The sequence below is a fragment of the Flavobacterium sp. genome (assembly GCF_046293665.1).
In the GTDB taxonomy this organism is placed as follows: domain Bacteria; phylum Bacteroidota; class Bacteroidia; order Flavobacteriales; family Flavobacteriaceae; genus Flavobacterium.
Genome location: NZ_JBKBOL010000006.1, coordinates 22,758 through 42,211, shown reverse-complemented (window position 1 = coordinate 42,211; position 19,454 = coordinate 22,758). Strand labels below are relative to the sequence as shown.

General features: G+C 34.3%; 21 protein-coding genes and 1 pseudogene. 12 read left to right on the top strand and 10 right to left on the bottom strand.

Annotated features, from left to right (window positions below; translation table 11 throughout):
• Positions 1–7: 7 nt before the first annotated feature.
• Positions 8–403, bottom strand: coding sequence for a hypothetical protein (locus ACK4R1_RS09895; RefSeq protein WP_409686380.1), 396 nt, complete (start codon positions 401–403; stop codon positions 8–10).
• 308 nt (positions 404–711) lie between these two features.
• On the opposite strand from ACK4R1_RS09895, the gene ACK4R1_RS09890 reads away from it, so the two are divergent.
• From ACK4R1_RS09890 to ACK4R1_RS09860, 7 genes are all read left to right on the top strand, one after another.
• The gene (locus ACK4R1_RS09890) at positions 712–2,865 is read left to right on the top strand and encodes a TonB-dependent receptor (RefSeq protein WP_409686378.1); all 2,154 of its coding nucleotides are present in this window, start codon (positions 712–714) and stop codon (positions 2,863–2,865) included.
• 159 nt (positions 2,866–3,024) lie between these two features.
• On the top strand, positions 3,025–3,645 hold the full coding sequence (locus ACK4R1_RS09885; RefSeq protein ID WP_409686377.1) for a hypothetical protein: 621 nt from the start codon (positions 3,025–3,027) through the stop codon (positions 3,643–3,645).
• Between the two features lie 74 nt (positions 3,646–3,719).
• Complete coding sequence (locus ACK4R1_RS09880) at positions 3,720–5,057, top strand: 2TM domain-containing protein (protein ID WP_409686375.1); 1,338 nt, start codon at positions 3,720–3,722, stop codon at positions 5,055–5,057.
• Complete coding sequence (locus ACK4R1_RS09875; RefSeq protein WP_409686373.1) at positions 5,048–5,374, top strand: 2TM domain-containing protein; 327 nt, start codon at positions 5,048–5,050, stop codon at positions 5,372–5,374. Before ACK4R1_RS09880 ends, ACK4R1_RS09875 begins: the two co-directional genes overlap by 10 nt.
• A gap of 2 nt (positions 5,375–5,376) precedes the next feature.
• A complete protein-coding gene (locus tag ACK4R1_RS09870; protein ID WP_409686372.1) occupies positions 5,377–5,676 on the top strand; it encodes a 2TM domain-containing protein in 300 nt (99 codons plus the stop codon).
• A gap of 2 nt (positions 5,677–5,678) precedes the next feature.
• On the top strand, positions 5,679–5,981 hold the full coding sequence (locus tag ACK4R1_RS09865) for a 2TM domain-containing protein (protein WP_409686370.1): 303 nt from the start codon (positions 5,679–5,681) through the stop codon (positions 5,979–5,981).
• A gap of 70 nt (positions 5,982–6,051) precedes the next feature.
• Positions 6,052–6,807: a LytR/AlgR family response regulator transcription factor gene (locus tag ACK4R1_RS09860; protein WP_409686369.1), complete on the top strand. Its 756-nt coding sequence runs from the start codon at positions 6,052–6,054 to the stop codon at positions 6,805–6,807.
• A gap of 9 nt (positions 6,808–6,816) precedes the next feature.
• Here ACK4R1_RS09860 and ACK4R1_RS09855 read toward each other — a convergent pair whose 3' ends face one another.
• A complete protein-coding gene (locus tag ACK4R1_RS09855; protein ID WP_409686367.1) occupies positions 6,817–7,677 on the bottom strand; it encodes an OmpA family protein in 861 nt (286 codons plus the stop codon).
• Between the two features lie 209 nt (positions 7,678–7,886).
• Here ACK4R1_RS09855 and ACK4R1_RS09850 point away from each other — a divergent pair, with 209 nt between their 5' ends.
• Complete coding sequence (locus ACK4R1_RS09850) at positions 7,887–8,372, top strand: TlpA family protein disulfide reductase (RefSeq protein ID WP_409686365.1); 486 nt, start codon at positions 7,887–7,889, stop codon at positions 8,370–8,372.
• Positions 8,373–8,378: 6 nt separating this feature from the next.
• Positions 8,379–8,984, top strand: coding sequence for a thioredoxin family protein (locus ACK4R1_RS09845; RefSeq protein WP_409686363.1), 606 nt, complete (start codon positions 8,379–8,381; stop codon positions 8,982–8,984).
• Between the two features lie 98 nt (positions 8,985–9,082).
• Here ACK4R1_RS09845 and ACK4R1_RS09840 read toward each other — a convergent pair whose 3' ends face one another.
• From ACK4R1_RS09840 to ACK4R1_RS09810, 7 genes and pseudogenes are all read right to left on the bottom strand, one after another.
• Positions 9,083–9,910: a hypothetical protein gene (locus ACK4R1_RS09840; RefSeq protein WP_409686361.1), complete on the bottom strand. Its 828-nt coding sequence runs from the start codon at positions 9,908–9,910 to the stop codon at positions 9,083–9,085.
• A gap of 413 nt (positions 9,911–10,323) precedes the next feature.
• Entirely contained in the window at positions 10,324–11,094 is a 771-nt protein-coding gene (locus ACK4R1_RS09835; protein ID WP_409686360.1) for a CDP-alcohol phosphatidyltransferase family protein, read from the bottom strand.
• 49 nt (positions 11,095–11,143) lie between these two features.
• On the bottom strand, positions 11,144–12,163 hold the full coding sequence (locus tag ACK4R1_RS09830; RefSeq protein WP_409686616.1) for a COX15/CtaA family protein: 1,020 nt from the start codon (positions 12,161–12,163) through the stop codon (positions 11,144–11,146).
• A 76-nt stretch (positions 12,164–12,239) separates the two neighbouring features.
• The gene (locus ACK4R1_RS09825) at positions 12,240–13,658 is read right to left on the bottom strand and encodes a CCA tRNA nucleotidyltransferase (protein ID WP_409686359.1); all 1,419 of its coding nucleotides are present in this window, start codon (positions 13,656–13,658) and stop codon (positions 12,240–12,242) included.
• Between the two features lie 23 nt (positions 13,659–13,681).
• Positions 13,682–14,065 (bottom strand): annotated as a pseudogene (locus tag ACK4R1_RS09820) (GxxExxY protein).
• Between the two features lie 36 nt (positions 14,066–14,101).
• Complete coding sequence (locus tag ACK4R1_RS09815; RefSeq protein WP_409686357.1) at positions 14,102–14,668, bottom strand: L-threonylcarbamoyladenylate synthase; 567 nt, start codon at positions 14,666–14,668, stop codon at positions 14,102–14,104.
• Entirely contained in the window at positions 14,658–15,653 is a 996-nt protein-coding gene (locus ACK4R1_RS09810) for a stealth family protein (protein WP_409686355.1), read from the bottom strand. The genes ACK4R1_RS09815 and ACK4R1_RS09810 overlap by 11 nt, the downstream gene beginning before the upstream one ends.
• A gap of 113 nt (positions 15,654–15,766) precedes the next feature.
• Here ACK4R1_RS09810 and ACK4R1_RS09805 point away from each other — a divergent pair, with 113 nt between their 5' ends.
• Genes ACK4R1_RS09805 through ACK4R1_RS09795 form a run of 3 tightly spaced genes read left to right on the top strand, consistent with a single transcriptional unit; the run spans position 15,767 to position 18,557 of the window.
• Positions 15,767–16,579, top strand: coding sequence for a glycosyltransferase family 2 protein (locus tag ACK4R1_RS09805; RefSeq protein ID WP_409686353.1), 813 nt, complete (start codon positions 15,767–15,769; stop codon positions 16,577–16,579).
• Between the two features lie 31 nt (positions 16,580–16,610).
• Positions 16,611–17,426, top strand: a complete 816-nt coding sequence (locus tag ACK4R1_RS09800; protein ID WP_409686351.1) for a glycosyltransferase family 2 protein — start codon at positions 16,611–16,613, stop codon at positions 17,424–17,426.
• Between the two features lie 15 nt (positions 17,427–17,441).
• Positions 17,442–18,557 (top strand): glycosyltransferase, encoded by a 1,116-nt coding sequence (locus ACK4R1_RS09795; RefSeq protein ID WP_409686349.1) that lies wholly within the window; start codon positions 17,442–17,444, stop codon positions 18,555–18,557.
• A 34-nt stretch (positions 18,558–18,591) separates the two neighbouring features.
• Here the strand turns inward: ACK4R1_RS09795 and ACK4R1_RS09790 are convergent, their stop codons facing one another.
• Positions 18,592–19,407 (bottom strand): 2,3,4,5-tetrahydropyridine-2,6-dicarboxylate N-succinyltransferase, encoded by an 816-nt coding sequence (locus ACK4R1_RS09790; protein ID WP_409686348.1) that lies wholly within the window; start codon positions 19,405–19,407, stop codon positions 18,592–18,594.
• Between the last annotated feature and the right edge of the window lie 47 nt (positions 19,408–19,454).

Below are 19,454 nucleotides of genomic sequence, written 5' to 3'. Positions count from 1 at the left end.
TTTTTAATTATTTTTTTTCCGCTTGACACATTCCTGCAATTTTATGAAAAGTCTGATTCAGTTTACCTAAGGCTATGCTTATTTCGTCATCGCTAGCTTTTTGTTGTACTAATTCGTTAACGGTTTTGGTTTCTTTTTTTAGTATTACAAGTGATTCAATCAACTTTGGACTTCTAAATGTCTCAGGCATGTTTTCAACTGATAAGGCTTCGGCTTTTTCTAAGAGAAGTTCTGAATAAGTTTTTATGGGAATCAAATTTCCTTCTGCAGAAGAAAGAAATGTTTTCGACATTATTTCGTGGTAAGCTTTGATTTGAGGCCAAATATCTGTAATTGAATGGCCTGATGAAGTGTTAAAGGTAAAGAACGTAGCAAATGCAAATAGCGATTTGATAATTTTCATAGGTTATGTGGTATTTGTAATTTTTGGTTACGCAATTCTAATTATTTTTATTGATTATTAATGTTAAAAAGAAGAACATTTTTAACATTTGTTTGTCTTTAAGGGAGGATGTTTTTTAATAAGCTGATTCTAAATGCTTTATTTGAATTGCCTTGAATCATTACAAAAACACAAAGCCTTTATTCTTTTATTTTGTCTTACCGCAGCGCTAGAATTTACAATTCATCCGTGCATTATAACAATTCGGTAAACTTATATTTCACAGTTTTATACTTTGTCGCAAGTTTGCTTCATCAAAATATCATCAGATGAAGACAATTTATACATTAGTTCTTTTTTTAATTGCTTTTGTAAGCAACGCACAGCAAGTCGTTTCAGGAATAGTTTTAGATGAAAAAAGCAAACCTATAGTCGGAGCCAATATTTTTATCGATGGCACTTACGATGGCACTTCGTCTGACGAGAACGGCAATTTTAAATTCACAACAGCGGCCAAAGGCAATCAAATTTTAGTGATAAGTTTTTTGACTTATGAAACTTTAAAAATGCCAATTGACGTAGCGACATGTCAAAACAAATCTTTTAAACTCAAAGAAAGTGTCAATACACTCGATGCCGTTATCGTTACCGCCGGAACTTTTGATGCTGGTGAAAAAGCCCGAGTTTCGGTTTTGAAACCATTAGACATAGTGACTACAGCCGGCGCGATGGGCGATATTGTTTCGGCTTTACAAACCTTACCCGGAACACAAACCGTAGGTGAAGACGGAAGACTATTTGTTCGTGGTGGTGAAGCCGATGAAACCCAAACTTTTGTAGACGGTATTCGAGTAGCTCAACCTTATGGTGCAACGACTGCAAATGTTCCCACACGAGGAAGATTTTCTCCTTTTTTGTTTAGCGGAATGTCTTTTTCTACCGGTGGTTATTCTGCCGAATATGGGGAAGCTTTGTCAAGTGTTTTGTTGTTGAATACGCAAGACGAAGCGACCGAAGAGAAAACCGATATTTCTTTGATGACCGTTGGTTTAGGTTTAGCGAATACTCAAAAATGGGGCAACAATTCCTTAAGTTTTAACACGGCTTATATCAATTTGGCACCTTATCAAAAAGTATTTCCGCAACGAGCGGATTGGAACAAACCTTTTCAATCGCTTTCAGGCGAAGCGGTTTACCGACATAGTTTTACGAATGGGTTGTTTAAATTATACGCTGCTTTTGATGCTTCTCAGTTTGATATCAACAGCGAATCCATCAATAATCCGGATAAAATTAGAGTCGATTTGGACAACAATAATTTCTATTTGAATTCATCTTATAAAGGCAATTTTGGTTCCCAATGGCAGTTGTTTACCGGTTTGAGTTATGGTTATAGCCAAAATAAAATCGCCATCAATTTAGATGATGTCACCAATTTAGAGCATTCTTCTCATTTAAAAGTAAAACTAAAAAAATCCTTTTCCGATAGAGTGAAGTTGTCCTTTGGTGGCGATTATTTCATCACTAAGTTTGACGAAGATTTCAAGCAATTCGAGGGCGATACTTTCAAAAGCGGTTACAACACCAACATCTCGGCTTTCTTTACCGAAACGGATATTTTCTTCTCTAAAAAGTTTGCTGTAAAATTAGGCGCAAGACTTTCTAATAATGATTTATTAGACGAAACAGTAGTAGCTCCGAGAGCTTCTTTAGCCTATAAAATTTCTAAAAACGGACAGTTTTCTTTTGCCTACGGAAGTTTTACCCAAGCGCCAAGACAAGACTATTTGAAGTATGCCGATTATTTGGAAAGCGAAAAAGCACAGCATTACATTTTGAATTACCAATACAGCAAAGACCGAAGAACTTTTCGTGCTGAGATTTATTTAAAAGAGTATTCTGATTTGGTGAAATACGACACTGAAGCGGCTCAATTTAATTCTGATTTCAATAATTCAGGAACTGGTTACGCTAAAGGTCTAGACGTTTTTTGGAGAGACAATAAAACCATCAAGAATGTAGAATATTGGATTTCGTATTCTTATATCGATACCCAAAGAAATTATAAAAACTTTACAGCTGAAGTAACCCCAAGTTTTGTGGCCAATCACAGTTTAAGCGTGGTGAGCAAATGGTGGATTAACAAACTAAAATCACAAGTGAGTATTACCAATTCCTTTACATCCGGCAGACCATTCAACAACCCGAATGAAACAGAATTTATGAATGGCAGGACCAAAGGCTATAATAATTTGAGTTTGGGTTGGGCTTATTTAATGTCACCACAAAAGATTTTGTATTTTTCTGTATCGAATGTATTGGGAACCGCCAACGTCTTTGGGTACGAATACGCGAACTCACCAAATACTGATGGAGTGTACAACAGAAGAACCATCAGACCAACTGCCGACCAGTTTTTCTTTGTTGGTTTCTTTTGGACGATTAGTGAGAATAAGAAAGACAATCAGTTAAACAATCTTTAAGTTTCTGAGTAACTGAGAAAAAATTCATCCACTCCAAAAAAACAATTCATCCCCAAAAATCAACAGTTCAGTAATTATAAGTTTTACAACAATAAAAACCGAGATACTTTTGGACTATAAAATAACAAGAGTTTTAATCATCAAATAAAATTAAAAGACATGACAAAAATTATCACAACAATCGCCTTTTTCATTTGCTCTTTATTATCAGCGCAAACACAGTTTGAACAAGGAATGGCCAAATCTCTCGGACTTTGGGGAGAAGGCAAAGCACAAGAAGCTTCTGATTTAATGGAACGCATCGCCGCTGCAGAAAAAACAAATTGGTTACCCAATTACTATGTAGCTTTAATCAACACCACAGAAGCCTTCAAACCGGCTAATAAAACCAAAGTAGCTGCGTTATTAGAAAAAGCACAAAACGCCCAAGATGCTGCCTCAATGATTAGTGTTGACAATCCGGAACTGATGGTAATGCAAGCGATGATTTATACCGCTTTAATTGTACAAGACCCCATGGTCAACGGAATGAAGTATTCGCCTAAAGTGATGGAATTATACACTAAAGCAAAAATAATTGCTCCCGAAAATCCGAGAGTAGTATATTGCAAAGCTGAATTTGAAATTAGTGGTGCCCAATGGACCGGAGCCGATGTAAAAAAACTATGTTCAGATTTAGAATCAGCCATTCCGTTATTTGGAAAGTTTGTGCCTGAAACTCCATTTCATCCCAATTGGGGTTTGGAAAGAGCCCAACAAAGTTTGAAAAATTGTAAATAGTAATAAGACTTCAATATACTAAGTAAAAAAAACCTCAGTACCTTAGTACCTTAGAGCCTAAAAAAAAACAAGCAATGAAAAAATTGATAAAAGAAATTCCAAGAGCGATTATCATCTCCGTTACCATCTTTTTTGTTTTGGTTTTGATCAGCTTGATTACCGGAAACAAAGTGGAGTTCAATCAGGCTTTGCTGGTCAATTTTGGTTACACTATGCTCTACGGACTTTCATTGTACTTGTCTAATGCTTTTATTTTTATCTATTTGGATAAGGTTTTTAAAGTTGAAAGATTTACGCCTAAAAGATTGTTAATTGGTTTTATCTTGTCTTTCATCGATTCTATTGTCGTTATATTTTTATTGCGAATTTTTGAAGATGTAATTGTTGAAGGTACACCGTTCAACCTTTTTTTAAGTCAAGAACATATGGCCAATTATTTAGTAGCGGTTATTATTACATTAATAGTTACCTTAGCTTTTCACGCGTTTTATTTCTATAAGGCTTACGCCGAAAACAAAGTCAAAGAGCAAAAAGTAATCGCCGGAACAGCTTCGGCACAGTTTGAAAGTTTAAAAAACCAAATCGATCCACACTTTTTGTTTAACAGCCTAAATGTACTGAGTTCTTTAATCGAAGAGAATCCGGATAATGCGCAAAAGTTTACGACTTCTTTGTCTAAAATCTACCGTTACGTATTGGAACAAAAAGACAAAGAACTGGTTTCTGTAGAAGAAGAACTGACTTTCGCTAAAACATATATGAACTTGCTCAAAATGCGTTTTGAAAACAGCATCAGCTACGAATTGCCAACCGAGTTTGATAATCCCGATGCTAAGGTGGTGCCATTATCGTTACAACTTTTGTTAGAAAACACTATTAAACACAATGTGGCGAGCGAACAAAAACCGCTGCACATTAAAATTTACATTGAAAATAATTATTTAATCGTCGAGAATAATTTACAAAAGAAAGAAGTCTTGCAAGACCGAAAAGGCGTTGGACTGCAGAACATCGTTAATCGTTATGCCTTGATTTCGGCCCGAAAAGTTTTAGTAGATCAAACCGAAACGGCCTTTAAAGTAAAAATTCCGATTTTAACCAAGCAAATTGTCATCATGGAAACAAAAAATATTTACAACGAAAATATGGCTTACATGAAAGCCAAAGAAAGAGTAGAAAAACTCAAAGGATTTTACGGTAACCTGATCTCTTACTGTTGTGTAATTCCGTTTTTAATCTTTATCAATTTAAAAACCGGTGGATTCCAATGGTTTTGGTTCCCAATGTTAGGTTGGGGAATGGGAGTAACGTTTCACGCCTTAGAAACTTTTGGCTACGGAAAATCTTGGGAAGAAAAGAAAATTCAAGAGATATTAAACAAAGAAAATAATCAAAACAACAAATGGAGTTAGTCATGGAAAATGCCAACGAACTTTTAGAGCAAATGGTTAGAGAACGCGTGCAAAAATTAAAACAATTTTACATTCACTTGTTTATTTATGTTATTGGAATTTCAATTTATGTAGCCAAAACGTATTTTGGTGTTCCGTTTAATTTTTGGCCCATCCGATTCATTAATGAATTTGTAATGTGGATTTGGACTTTCTTTTTAGTAGTTCAGGCGGTTCAATTGTTTTTGGTGCAAAAAGTTTTTGGGGCTAATTGGGAACAAAAACGCATCAAGAGGATGATAGAAAAAGAAAGAATCGAAAAACAAAAATGGCAATAATCATGGAAACAAATAACGAATTTGAACGCTATCAAAAAGCCAAAAAACAAGTAGAAGAGATTAAAGGATTTTATGGTCACTTGGCTTCTTATGTTTTAGTAATGGCAGTTTTAATCTTTATCAATTTAAAATACACACCACAATATCTTTGGTTTATTTGGTCGATGATGGGTTGGGGAATTGGCCTGTTTTTTCACGCCATGAAAGTTTTTAATTGGTTTCCGTTTTTCAATAAAGAATGGGAGGAAAAAAAGATCAAACAATATATGGACGAAGAGAATAAAAGAAATAAATTTGAATAATCATGGAAAATTTAGACGAAATCAAATACCAAGAAGCGGTTAAACGAGTAAAAAGAATCAAAGGATTTTATACGCATGCTGCGGTTTATGTAGTGATTAACATTATCCTGTTGGTTGTAAATGGTCAAAATTCTTCTGAAAGCTTTTTTCATTGGAAGCACTTTGCTACACCTATCTTTTGGGGAATCGGTTTAGTAGCGCACGGATTCTCTGTTTTTGTACCCACAATGATTTTAGGCAAAGATTGGGAAGACAAGAAGATTAAGGAATTGATGGAGAAGGAGAAGAATAATAAATGGGAATAACTCAGTTTTCTGTCGCAGTCACAGTAAGCAGTTTTAATTAATCCAATAACTAAATCCATAAATAAACCGGATGAACATTATAATCATCGAAGACGAAAAACCGGCCGCAAGATTACTCCAACGCAAAGTAGAAAAATTGGGCTTGGAAGTCAATACTTTATTGCATTCTGTGGAAGAAGCCATTCATTGGTTCAACTCGAACACGCATCCCGATTTGATTTTTTTGGATATCCAATTGTCCGATGGTTTGTCGTTTGAAATCTTTGAAAATATTGAGATCAAAAGCGCCGTGATTTTTACCACAGCTTATGATGAATATGCGTTGCGAGCTTTTAAGTTAAATAGTATCGATTATTTATTGAAACCAATAGATGAAGACGATTTAGCCATAGCAATAACAAAATTCAAAAATCAATTTCAGAAAAGTTTGGTTTCTAATTTGGATTTTGAGTCGATAAAAAGAATGTTGGTCAACCCAATCGACAGAACTTACAAAAAGCGTTTCACCATCAAAATGGGACAGCAGTTAAAGATGATTGCCATTGAGGAAGTCGAATGTTTTTACAGCGAAAACAAAGGTACTTATTTGCATACTTCAGACAATCGCGATTATTTGCTCGACAATACTTTGGAACAACTCGAAACCGAACTCGATCCGAAGGATTTCTACCGAATTTCCCGCAAATTCATCATCCCGATGAAAGCTATTAAAGAAATTCAACTTCACAGTAATTCCAGACTTAAAGTTATTTTGCCAACGTACAAAGACGATGAAATTATCGTGGCAAGAGAAAGGGTGAATGATTTTAAGGAATGGTTGGGTTAGGTTACAATTTTACTCTGTTTTTAGAAACTCAACTCTTCTGTTTTTCTTTCGTCCTTCATCACTGTCATTGGATGTAATTGGTTGCGTACTTCCAAAGCCTTTATAAGAAAATCGATTGGAGTCAATGCCCTTTGAAACAAGGTAGTTTAGAACAGCTTTGGCACGTTGTTCTGAAAGCGACTGATTTTTGACTTCTATACCTATGTTATCGGTATGACCTCTTATTTCTATTTTTAAGGCTTCATTTTTTTGAAGCTGGTGAACTAATTTATCTAATGAAGTAAAAGACTCTTCTAATAAAATGGATTTATTGGTTTGAAATAATACGTTTTCCAGAATTACAACCTCTTCATATTTATTGGCTCCGGGCAATCCATAAACACATCCTAAGTCAAAACCCGGTGAGGAACCTTTATTGTCTTTACCAATAATTTTAATGTACTTAACTTGTTTTTTATAATTGATTTTGGCCAAATCAAATTCATTAACACTACCATTGCCAGCTACTCCTAAAAACGAATATTCCACATTATCTGAACTTACAAACACATCAGCATATTCTCCAGCACCGCCAACTTCTTCAATAAAAATATCATTCTGATTAGGTGCATCGATAATGTAATTGTCTGTAAATCCAACGATTACATAGCTACCTTTTGGTAAACTTATAAAACAGTCGTTTTTATAGAAAAGCGAATCTAAAGAGACTACTATTCTCTTAGAGGGGATTTTTGAACCGCCATAAAAAGAGTTTTTTGTTTTGGTCGAACTGTTATAGGAATCAATGATGACATCCGGATACTGACTTTGATTTTGAGAAAATAGAATAAAAGGAAATAGCAAGAAAAAAAGATGAAATGGCTTAATCATATGACCTCAAGTTTAAACGTTTTAAAGTAAACGTAAGATTTTGATTATTATTGTCTTTGATCTTGAAAACTAAAAGAAGATTGTTTTGACTATTGGAAGCTTGTACCGATCCGATGTATGCTTGGCCATGTTAAAGTTGATAAATTTTTGTTAAGTAAATTCCAATCAAACCACTAACTCATTAACTTCGTTATGCTTAATCGCTTATTATGAAGTTGCTTTACATATTATCAATCTTTTTTACGCTGACATTCGCCAACACTTCATTGGCACAAATAATGGTTTATGAGAAGTTTGATAGTTTTGAAAAAGCTGTTATCAAAGAAAACGATACGGTTTATGTAATTAATTTTTGGGCGACTTGGTGCGCACCTTGTATCAAAGAATTACCTTATTTTGAAAAGCTACATACTGATAATAAAAAAGTAAAAGTTATTTTGGTCAGTCTCGATAGCCAAAAGGATTTGGAAAAAAAGCTTGTACCATTTGTGGAAAGAAAAAAAATAACTGCTGAGGTTTTATTATTGAGCGACAAAGATTATAATACTTGGTTGTCTAAAATAGACAAAGATTGGTCGGGTGCAATTCCGGCAACACTAATTATACATGGTAAAAAGAAATTATTTGCCGAGCACGAATTTGAAAATTTTACCGAACTCAATGACTATGTTAACTCATTTATCAATCTAAATTAATTCATTATGAAATTTTTACCCTTATTAATTGTATTCTTCAGCACTTTGTTTGCCGGAGATAGTATGGTTTCCGGTGGTTACCAGCCAGGAGACAAAGCCACCGATTTCAAATTGAAGTCCGTTGACGGCAAAATGTACAGCATGGCCGATTACAAAGATGCCAAAGGCTTTATTATTGTTTTTACCTGTAACACTTGTCCATTCGCTATTAAATATGAGGATCGAATCAATGCTTTGGCTAAAAAATACACCTCAAAAGGCTACGTCCTATTAGCTATTAATCCAAATGATCCTGAAGCACAACCTGCCGATACATTTGATTTGATGCAAGCAAAAGCTAAAGAAAAAGGATTTGCTTTTCCTTATTTAGTAGATGAAGGGCAAAAGATTTATCCACAATATGGAGCAACTAAAACGCCTCACGTATTTTTATTAGATAAAAATTTAATTGTAAAATACATAGGAGCTATCGATGACAACACTGATGATCCGTCTGCTGTAAAAGAGAAGTATCTTGAAAATGCAATCAGGGCTTTAGACAATGGAACCGATCCTATGCCGGCTACTACAAAAGCAATAGGTTGTTCAATTAAAACCAAGAAAAAAGCATAAAAAAAGTCCCGAATCAATCGGGACTTTTTTTATGGAAATAACGCTGTTAATTATATTTCCAAATATTCAAACTAAATAACCAAAATTGTGATAATACTTTAAGGCTTGGTAATTTTAATGTCATCAATCCTAAACTCACAAGTATTTGTGCTAGTCACTGAAAAGCGAATTTCAGAAATAGTATTTGGGACAGTTGTCGACAATGTTCTTTCATACCATTTATTTTCAGTACCTGCACCTGTTGGAAGATTTGTTACACTAACATTGATTAATGTACTTCCATTGTAATATTCAATTAGAAGTTCTGAGCCGGTAGAAGCTTGAGTAGATTTAAAAATCAATACAGATAATGTTAACGGACCTGTGTGACTAGTTAAATTTATATTTCCAATTGCAACAGATCTATTAGCAGATGGTTGAAAGTAGAAGTTTCCGGTTCCGGAAGCAGTAGTAATAGTTGCATTGGATGGTGATGTATTGTTAACCGATGCAGCAGTTGAACCATAAGGTCTTGTGAAAGTACAGGTAGGATAATTACTGTAACCGGTGTAAGCTGTAGCTAATGTAGTGCTAGTAGCGTTGTTTATTGGTTCAAAAAAAACAACTACCGGCGGTGGCGGTGGCGTGACACATTTTATACTTTCCCAAGTTGAAGTCACACCATCATATAGTTGTAAACATCTATCTCCATTAGGAAAGCTAACATAAGCTATCAATCCATCATCTGCTGCTGTGACCGGTATTAAATTCCGCTGTGCCTCAGTTACTCTCGGTGGCATAAAACCTCCATATTTTGTGGCACTGTAATAACTGTTTAGTTCAAGAACAGCTGCGTTACTTGGTGTAGATGTGTTTATCCCCACTTGAGCCTCACTAATATAAATACAGCAAAATAGATTTAATAAAGTAATTATTTTTTTCATCATTTATAATTTATGTAATCGATTGCATAAAATTTAAAGAGTAATGTTTGCTTTGGGGTTTTATTTTTTATCATTAAATTTTTTATGGAGTGTAATCGATTACAAACATAATAAAAAATTAACAACTTAAATAAATTATCTGTTTTTTTTCATAAACAATTTTAAATATGTAATCGATTGCAATTTTTAGACGCAATCTTTAGGATTTTTAGTTTGTTGTTGTTAAAGTGTTGTTTTATAATGAAATAAGTGGTTTTAGGGTTTTGATCATTCTAATATAGCCTTAATCTTATTTTTTCCGATAGAAGTGCACAAGAATAGTATTTTTTATGATAGTAGAAATTTCTTAACTTTTGTAAAGGTTTACTAATTTGAAGCGTGCTGTTTATTTTAGAGAAAGGTAAGCTTAAATAATTTTATTGTATAAAAACTTTTCGTATTCCAATTAAGGCAAGAACCAACAAAGTGTAAGCAATAAAGAAGGGGATGATTAATTCAATGCCACCCATTGGTAACATCACAGCGATGATTAACAACTGAAAGCCTAATCCGTATAAAGAAAGTAAAGTCATAAACCAGTTTGGAAAAGTTTTGACTTTATAGGCTTCTGGATCCAAAGCATGAATAATTTTGTCAAATGTTCCATAAACAATTTGGTAAATCCCAAACAAGATATTGACCGATTTTTGGGTTTCTCCAGGTAAAGCTTTAGGTGTTTTGTATTCGAAAATTTTGCTGGTACTATCTCCGCCAACTGATTTATTTCGCAAAATCACATAGTAGTAATTATACAAAGTGCCTTGTAATTGAAGTCCAATAAAAGCCAAAATCGTAAACCAAATTGAGGTTTCAGAAACATAACAAATTGCCATTAAAAACATGAAGTTTAATATAATGTCAAACACACTGTCTAAATATCTTCCCGAATAAGAAGGCGTGTTTTTTAATCGGGCCAATTCACCATCAGCTGCATCAATTACGGATTTTAAGAGAATGAAAAAACCGGCGAGAAAAAAATGCTGTTCCAAAATGCAATAAATCGCAATCAATCCGGAAAGCCCAAAAAGTAAGGTTACATGAATAGGCGTAAAGCGAGTATCTTTTAATTGATTGGCAAAAAATCTCCCGAAAGATCTTCCATAATCAGATAAATCTAAAAATTTATCCTGTGCGGTAAGTTTAGACATTTAAGTTGGTAAACTAGGTAACTGCGACAATATAGTCTGGTAAGCGTAATTATTTAGAAAAGCGATGTAATGTATAAGTCATTGCGGACAATAAAAAGAAAGCCATCACTTGATGCGTCAATCCCAACCAAATCGGAACAGCATACAACAAAGTGAAAACCCCTAAAGCAAACTGAACAAAAACCAATACGACCAACGAATTTAATCCTTTGGTTTGTTGGGCTGAAAGTGTATATTTCCGACTTTTGAAATACAAATATAAAATCAATCCAACGACTACATAAGCCATTGTTCGGTGAACAAATTGCACACCGCTTTTGCCTTCAGTGAAACGCAATAACCAACTGTCGTATTCCAACTTAATACTATCGTGAAAAAACTGTCCGTCACTCATCAGTGGCCAATGGTTGTGCAATAATCCTGCGTTTAATCCTGCAACGAAACCACCGTAGATGATTTGAACGATTAAGAAGAACATTGTAATTCTGCCCCATTTCTTTAAAGGTAAAATGACTTCTTTTCTTTCAGGATATATCAAATCTAAGGCTACCCAAAGTGTGTAAGCAAAAGTGATGAAAGCAAAAGTCAAGTGCAAGGCCAAACGAAAATGACTCACATCAGGATGGTCAACCAAACCACTTTTCACCATAAACCAACCAAAGAAACCTTGCAAAGCACCCATTCCGAGTAGAATGAAACATTTCTGCAAAGTGGCTTTGTCAATTCGCTTTTTGATTAAGAAATAAAGGAAAGGTATTATAAAAACCAAACCGATAATCCTTCCGATAAAACGATGAAACCATTCCCAGAAGTAAATGAATTTATAGTCTTCCAACTGAAAATCGTAGTGAATGTTGATTTTTTGATACTCCGGAAATTGTTTGTAAGCCTCAAAAGCTTGTTGCCATTTTTCTTCACTCATCGGCGGAAAAGTATCGGTTACTAAATGCCAATCGGTCATTGATAAACCCGAATTCGTTAAACGAGTAATGCCGCCAACGACTACCATAACAAACACCAAAATACAACCGGAAAGTAGCCAATAAATGACTGATTTGTCTTTTTTCACTTTATTTAAAATATTATACAAAATTAATGGTTGAAAGTTGAATTCTGATTTCAACAAAAGTTAATCTAGTGCCAATTTATGTTGTTTTTTTTAATCCCATTTTCTCGGCTTTAGCCAAAATAAAATTGTATGCGGCTTGGTATTCATTCGGAATTTCTCCTTCCAAAATAGCTTCTTTCACCGCTTCTTTTAAAATGCCAATTTCTCTGGAAGGTTGTAAATTAAACAGTTCCATAATTTCTTCTCCTGAGATTGGCGGTTGAAAATTACGCACGTGGTCTCGTTCTTCTACTTCAACAATCTTCCGACGGACTATGTCGAAATTGTTATGGTATTTTTTAAACTTGGTTGGATTCTTAGTTGTAATATCTGCTTCGCATAACGTCATCAAATTATCCACATCTTCACCCGCATCAAATACTAACCGACGTACAGCCGAATCGGTAACAATGTCTTCCGACAATACGATTGGTCTTGAACTTAACATCACCATTTTTTGGACAAATTTCATCTTTTGGTTCAAGGGCATGTGCAATCTCTCAAAGATTTTCTTCACCATTTTACCGCCTAAAAATTCGTGTCCGTGGAAAGTCCAACCTTGTTTCTTATTGAAGCGTTTCGTTGGCGCTTTGCCAATGTCGTGCAACAAAGCTGCCCAGCGCAACCAAACATCGTCTGTATTCGGGCAAATATTATCTACCACTTCTAAAGTGTGATAAAAGTTATTTTTATGGGTATGACCTTCGATTTCTTCTACGTTGTTGAGCGCAGTCAATTCGGGTAAAATGAACTCGAGTAAGCCGGTTTTGTATAAATGTAAAAAGCCAATCGACGGCTTCGGTGTTTCAAGAATTTTGTTCAATTCGTCTACAATTCTTTCCCCGGAAATGATTTTGATTCGGTCTTTGTTATCAGTAATGGCCTGCAATGATTTTTCTTCAATGGTAAAGTTCAATTGCGTTGCAAAACGAATCGCTCTCATCATTCGCAAAGGATCATCAGAATAAGTAATATCAGGGTTTAAGGGCGTTTTGATGAGTTTGTTTTTCAAATCGGTTAAACCATCAAACGGGTCAACCAATGCACCGTAATTATTGAGATTCAAAGAAAAAGCCAACGTATTAATCGTGAAATCACGACGGTTTTGGTCGTCTTCAAGCGTTCCGTTTTCTACTAAAGGATTTCGGCTGTCATGGGTATAACTTTCTTTTCGAGCGCCAACGAATTCAATATCGATTTCTTTGTAACGCAACATCGCCGTGCCATAGTTTTTGAAAACTTGTACTTTGGGTTTGTTGGGTAACAATTGAGAAACTTTCAGCGCCAAATCAATTCCGGAACCAACCGCAACTATATCAATGTCCTTTTTGAAATCGCGTTGCAATAAATAGTCACGAACAAAGCCGCCAATGACATAACTTTCCAGATTGAGTTCTTGACTTGCTTGTGCTATAATTTTAAATATCGGATTTTCTAAGGCTTTGGTGTAATTCATAAGTTTTACCGTAAATTCGCAAATTATTTTTTTGAATTTATTATGCGTTTGTATTCTAAAGAGATTAAATTGAAATTTGCAAGAATCGCTAATTGATTTCCTGAAACTTTTAAATAGTTAATACATTGATTATAATGGGCACTATTAAAACATTCTACTGTTTTTATTTCTAGAATAATTTCTCCATATATTACAAAGTCAGCATAAAATTTATGTTTTAGTGTCGTGTTCTTATAAGCAACGGCAAACTCTTTTTCTCTTTCATAAGGTATATTTTACAATTGAAATTCATATTCAACGGCATCTTTATATACAATTTCAGAAAATCCTTTTCCAAGGTTTTTATGTACTTCGTATAGTATTCCAACTATTGAATAACTTTCGTCCTTGTATAAATAGTCGTCCATTTTATTTCAAAATAATTTGCGAATTTGCGGTCAATACTATTTTCTAATAATCTTCACCTGGCTATCACTAGTTAACTTAATAATTGTTGACGGTTTATCGCAAATTTTTTCGTGGTGCAAATTTACTACATAGTCAACACCATTTATAATTTCGGAGCTTATTTCTTTAAAAGATTTTGGGGTAAACATGCCCGAAATATTTGCTGATGTAGAAACTAAGGGTTTTTTCATTCGTTCCATCAGTTTAAAGCAAAACGGTTCTTTAACGATTCGCACACCAAGGGTTTTGTCTTCAGCGATAACATTTGCGGCAACATTTCTCGGATTATCAAGAATTAAGGTTGTAGGTTTTTCGGATAAATCCAATATCTGCCAAGCGACTTCCGGTATGTCTTTAAAGACGTTGTACATCATTTTTTCGCCATTCATCAATACAATCATGCTTTTGGTTTCTTCACGTTGTTTTAAGGCATAGATTTTTTTCACGGCTTCCGCATTGGTAGCATCGCAACCGATTCCCCAAACGGTGTCGGTCGGATACAAGATGATGCCACCATTTTGGATGACTTCAAAAGCTTTGTGTACTTCTTCGTTAAGATTCATCTTTGTTTTTTTGTAATAATTTATCGAGCCAATTTAGAATATAGTTGAGTTTTTCTTCGGGATACAAGTCCAAACTTTGAATGTTTAGGAACAATTTGTTTTGGTCTTTTTCAGTCAAAAACAACTTTAATTTTATCCACAACATCGATTTTTCTGTAGAACCAAAATGTACCAATTTATAGTTTTTTTTCAGTTCACAGGTATTGTTCAAGATTTCCAAATGCGCAGCATGTAACTGAATCATAAAATGGGACGAATCTCTAAAACGGTGTTTGATACTATTGACCATAATATCAGTATTTTTATCCAGATAATCGTTAAAAGTAGATTTTCGCATTGGGAAAGGTGTATGGCTTACTTTTAAATATTGTTTCATTCCAAGAATTTTTGCCGAATTTTCCTGTGACTTTTTATAAGTAACTTTTGAGATACGTCTTTTTTTGATGCCAATTTTCCTCAAGAATTCTTTGAAAGAATTAGTGTCAAAATTGGACCATTTTCCTCTTAAAACTGGAAATCCTTTTGTTGTAAAAAAATCAGTCGGTTTTGTTTCTTTGATAATAAACATATCATCATTAAAATAGATAAAATGTTCAGCTAAATCGGGAATTTTCGTCATCATTGTTTCAATTGGATAACAGTTAAATGTTGGTAAATACTGTTCAAATCCTTTAAAAATGACTTTGTGGTCAATGATTTTTACGTTTTCAAATTCCGATTGATTTTGTTGATTTTTTAAAAATGATGGGATTTGATTGTCTGTAATGATATAAATATTTCGGACATAAGGCGCAAACCGTTTTATTGATTTCACACAATATTCAATTTCATCAACTTGCAAATACCGGGTCAGAAATCCTTTTTTATCTAATAAAGATTTATTTTCAATATATTGAGATAATTTCTTGATATGGTTTTCATCACTTCCGTCAACCCATAAAATTACTACATCTATTTCAAAATTAAGGTCCGATTGATTAGTCATTTGTTTTGTGGTTGATCGTTGTATTTTTGGTAAAATTAGTTTTTTTTTTAATGTCCTAAAACGATAGTACAACTTTTGCTCAAAATCCAATTTATTCTTTATGTTTGTATGGTATGAAGTTGTCTATAATTATCTCTACCTATAATGCAGAAGAATGGTTGCACAAAGTGTTACTCGGCTATTCTATTCAAACAGAGAATGATTTTGAAATTATAGTAGCAGACGACGGTTCAACCCACAAAACTAAAAGTGTAATTGAACAGTTTCAGCATAAATTTGAACATCCAATTATTCATGTTTGGCATGAAGATAAAGGATTCAGAAAATGCATCATTCTCAATCAAGCCATTCAAAAGTCAAATACCGATTATTTATTATTTACTGACGGTGATTGTATACCAAGGAAAGATTTTGTGGCTAATCATCTGAAACATAAAGAAATTGGTTATTTTTTGTCGGGTGGTTATTTTAAACTTCAAATGTCAATTTCTAAATCTATTTCGGATGAAGAAATTATAAATCAAAATTGTTTTAAAATTTCTTGGTTAAAAAAACAAGGCTTAAAAATTAATTTTAAAGTCACAAAACTTACGAATAACAAGACTATTGCTGCTTTTATGAATTGGATTACACCAACCAAACGTTCTTGGAACGGACACAATTCATCAGGTTATAAATCGGATATTTTAGCGATTAACGGATTCAATGAATTGTTAGCATATGGCGGTGAAGATAGAGAAATGGGTGAACGATTATTTAATAACGGCTTATTGTCTAAGCAAATAAGGTATTCTGCGATCTGTGTTCATTTGGATCATGCCCGAAATTATGTCAATCCTGAAAAAATCAAATTTAATCTTTCAGTTAGAAAATTCAATAAAAAGAATAATATTACTTGGATTTCCACCGGAATTGTTAAGTCATAAAAGTGTAATTTTGCAACGAAAAATATAAGAAATGGAAATATCAGTCATATTTAGTACTTATAATTCTGAGGAATGGCTTGAAAAAGTTATTTTAGGTTTCAGTGTGCAAACCTATCGCGATTTCGAAATTATAATTGCCGATGACGGTTCCAGAGACGCCACCAAAACGCTTATTGACAGATTGAGAAAGGAAATTGACATTCCGATTGTTCACGTTTGGCAAGAAGATAACGGTTTTCAAAAATCACAAATTCTCAACAAAGCTATTTTGGCCTCTCAGGCTGATTATCTAATTTTTACAGACGGTGATTGTATTCCAAGAAAAGATTTTGTTGCGGTTCATAACAACTTTAGAGAAAAAGGATATTTTCTGTCAGGTGGTTATTTTAAGTTGCCAATGGATATTTCTAAAGCTATCACAAAACAAGATATTATTGAACAGAATTGTTTTGATTTAAATTGGTTAAAAGCCAACGGATTACCCGCTGGTTTCAAGAATGTAAAGTTTTTAGCTTCAGGATTAAGTTCGAAAATTTTAAACTTTATTACACCAACAAACGCTTCTTGGAACGGACACAATTCATCCGGTTGGAAACAAGATTTAATTGAGGTAAACGGTTTCAATCAAGAAATGCAATATGGTGGTCAAGACAGAGAATTGGGCGAAAGATTGTTCAACAAAGGTTTGAAATCAAAACAAATCAGGTATTCGGCTATTTGCGTTCATCTAGACCACAAACGCGGTTATGTAAACCAAGAAACTTGGAAGAAGAATTACGCCATCAGAGAGAATACTCGAAAAAATAAAGTAATCAAAACACCAATTGGTATCGAATCTAATCTTTAATTAAATTCAAAAACGATGCGTATTTGTATAACACGTTCCAGTAGAAATGCCTATTCTGAAACATTTATTCGCGATCAAATTGCGGGTTTTAAAAATTGGGCTGATGTTTACACTATTCATAGCGGACGACTTCCTGAGAAAAAAGAAGATGGAACGATGCTAACTTCAAAATTTTTATGGGCTTTGCACAAAGTCCTTAAAGTGTTTTTGGGGAGAAATAACTTTTTCGGAAATTATGCTGTAAAAAAATATTTAAAAGACAATAAAATTGAAGTTGTTCTAGCTAATTATGGGATGCCCGGCGCACACATGGCGCCAATTTGTAAAGCATTGAACATTCCTTTATTGGTCATTTTTCACGGACATGATGCTACTGATAAAAAACTTTTGAACGAATACAAAAAGAAGTATAAAAGCATGTTTGAATATGCCTCTTTCACGATTGCAGTTTCAGAAGTCATGAAAAATAAGTTAATCGCTCTAGGAGCAATTCCAGAAAAGCTAAAACTTATTCCTTATGGAGTAGACGTTTCAAAGTTTAAACCAAATGACGAGAATAATAACGTCAATACTTTTTTAGCCGTAGGGAGATTTACAGAAAAAAAAGGACCATTGTATACTATTCGGGCATTCAACAAAGCATTACAGAAATTTCCTGAAGCCAAATTGGTTATGGTTGGTGGAAAAACAGGGCTGTATGAGGAATGTCAAAAATTAGTAGATGAATTAAATATCTCAAATTCAGTAAATTTTACAGGCGTTCTTAATTCTAATGAAATTGCCGATTTAATGAGTAATTCATTGGCGTTTGTACAACATTCTATTACGGCTTCCAATGGTGATATGGAAGGAACGCCGCTTGGAATTTTAGAAGCAAGTGCCGCAGCTTTACCGGTTGTGAGTACGCTTCACGGTGGAATAAAAGAAGCCGTTATTCATGGGAAAACGGGCTTTTTAGTAGAAGAAAAAGAGGAGAATGCAATGGCGGATTTTATGATGCAACTTCTTGAAAATCCCGTTAAAGCTAAAGAAATGGGAAGAAACGGAAGGCAGCATATTATTGAAAATCACTTTCAGGAAAAACAAATAAAAAAAATCTATGAGCTTGCAAAATTGGCAACAAACTCATAGCGTATGAAATATTTTTACTTAAAAAAAATTAAAATTAAACAGCTACATCATATTCTCGCAACGCATTGTTAAGAGACGTTTTTAAATCGGTTGAAGGCTTTCTGGTTCCTATAATTAAAGCGCAAGGCACTTGATAATCGCCAGCGGCAAAAGATTTAGTGTAACTTCCAGGAATAACTACAGAACGCGCCGGAACAAATCCTTTGTATTCTATCGGTTCGCTTCCGGTAACGTCGATGATTTTGGTGGATGCCGTCAGACAAACATTGGCACCAAGAACCGCTTCTTTACCCACGTGAACGCCTTCTACAACAATACATCTTGAACCAATAAAAGCGCCATCTTCAATAATAACCGGAGCAGCTTGTAATGGTTCTAAAACACCACCGATTCCAACGCCACCCGAAAGGTGAACATCTTTCCCGATTTGGGCACAACTTCCAACTGTTGCCCAAGTATCCACCATGGTTCCTTCATCAACATAAGCGCCGATGTTTACATAACTTGGCATCAAGATTACGCCTTTAGAAATGTATGCGCCATAACGAGCCGTAGCCGGTGGTACAACACGAATTCCTTTTTCGGCATAATCTGTTTTTAGTAACATTTTGTCGTGGTATTCAAAAATTCCGGCTTCCCAAGTTTCCATTTTTTGGATTGGAAAATACATCACTACGGCTTTTTTTACCCATTCGTTTACTTGCCAACCATCTGCTATTGGTTCCGCAACTCTCAAAGTTCCGGCATCTAATAAAGCGATAACTTCTCTGATGGCATTTGTAGTGTTTTCTTCTTGTAGTAAAGCACGGTTATCCCATGCTTTTTCAATGGTATGTTGTAGTGTTGTCATGTTTTTGAATTTTAGCAAAGATAGTTTCAATTTTAGAAAGTAACAAA

Bases quoted from the DNA above. Each gene is read 5' to 3' on its own strand.
- ACK4R1_RS09810 (WP_409686355.1), bottom strand. From the start codon at position 15,653: ATGACTAATCAATCGGACCTTAATTTTGAAATAGATGTAGTAATTTTA.
- ACK4R1_RS09835 (WP_409686360.1), bottom strand. From the start codon at position 11,094: ATGTCTAAACTTACCGCACAGGATAAATTTTTAGATTTATCTGATTAT.
- ACK4R1_RS09870 (WP_409686372.1), top strand. From the start codon at position 5,377: ATGGAAACAAATAACGAATTTGAACGCTATCAAAAAGCCAAAAAACAA.
- ACK4R1_RS09845 (WP_409686363.1), top strand. From the start codon at position 8,379: ATGAAATTTTTACCCTTATTAATTGTATTCTTCAGCACTTTGTTTGCC.
- ACK4R1_RS09880 (WP_409686375.1), top strand. From the start codon at position 3,720: ATGAAAAAATTGATAAAAGAAATTCCAAGAGCGATTATCATCTCCGTT.
- ACK4R1_RS09860 (WP_409686369.1), top strand. From the start codon at position 6,052: ATGAACATTATAATCATCGAAGACGAAAAACCGGCCGCAAGATTACTC.
- ACK4R1_RS09840 (WP_409686361.1), bottom strand. From the start codon at position 9,910: ATGATGAAAAAAATAATTACTTTATTAAATCTATTTTGCTGTATTTAT.
- ACK4R1_RS09800 (WP_409686351.1), top strand. From the start codon at position 16,611: ATGGAAATATCAGTCATATTTAGTACTTATAATTCTGAGGAATGGCTT.
- ACK4R1_RS09865 (WP_409686370.1), top strand. From the start codon at position 5,679: ATGGAAAATTTAGACGAAATCAAATACCAAGAAGCGGTTAAACGAGTA.
- ACK4R1_RS09790 (WP_409686348.1), bottom strand. From the start codon at position 19,407: ATGACAACACTACAACATACCATTGAAAAAGCATGGGATAACCGTGCT.
- ACK4R1_RS09815 (WP_409686357.1), bottom strand. From the start codon at position 14,668: ATGAATCTTAACGAAGAAGTACACAAAGCTTTTGAAGTCATCCAAAAT.
- ACK4R1_RS09805 (WP_409686353.1), top strand. From the start codon at position 15,767: ATGAAGTTGTCTATAATTATCTCTACCTATAATGCAGAAGAATGGTTG.
- ACK4R1_RS09895 (WP_409686380.1), bottom strand. From the start codon at position 403: ATGAAAATTATCAAATCGCTATTTGCATTTGCTACGTTCTTTACCTTT.
- ACK4R1_RS09890 (WP_409686378.1), top strand. From the start codon at position 712: ATGAAGACAATTTATACATTAGTTCTTTTTTTAATTGCTTTTGTAAGC.
- ACK4R1_RS09850 (WP_409686365.1), top strand. From the start codon at position 7,887: ATGAAGTTGCTTTACATATTATCAATCTTTTTTACGCTGACATTCGCC.
- ACK4R1_RS09825 (WP_409686359.1), bottom strand. From the start codon at position 13,658: ATGAATTACACCAAAGCCTTAGAAAATCCGATATTTAAAATTATAGCA.
- ACK4R1_RS09875 (WP_409686373.1), top strand. From the start codon at position 5,048: ATGGAGTTAGTCATGGAAAATGCCAACGAACTTTTAGAGCAAATGGTT.
- ACK4R1_RS09795 (WP_409686349.1), top strand. From the start codon at position 17,442: ATGCGTATTTGTATAACACGTTCCAGTAGAAATGCCTATTCTGAAACA.
- ACK4R1_RS09885 (WP_409686377.1), top strand. From the start codon at position 3,025: ATGACAAAAATTATCACAACAATCGCCTTTTTCATTTGCTCTTTATTA.
- ACK4R1_RS09855 (WP_409686367.1), bottom strand. From the start codon at position 7,677: ATGATTAAGCCATTTCATCTTTTTTTCTTGCTATTTCCTTTTATTCTA.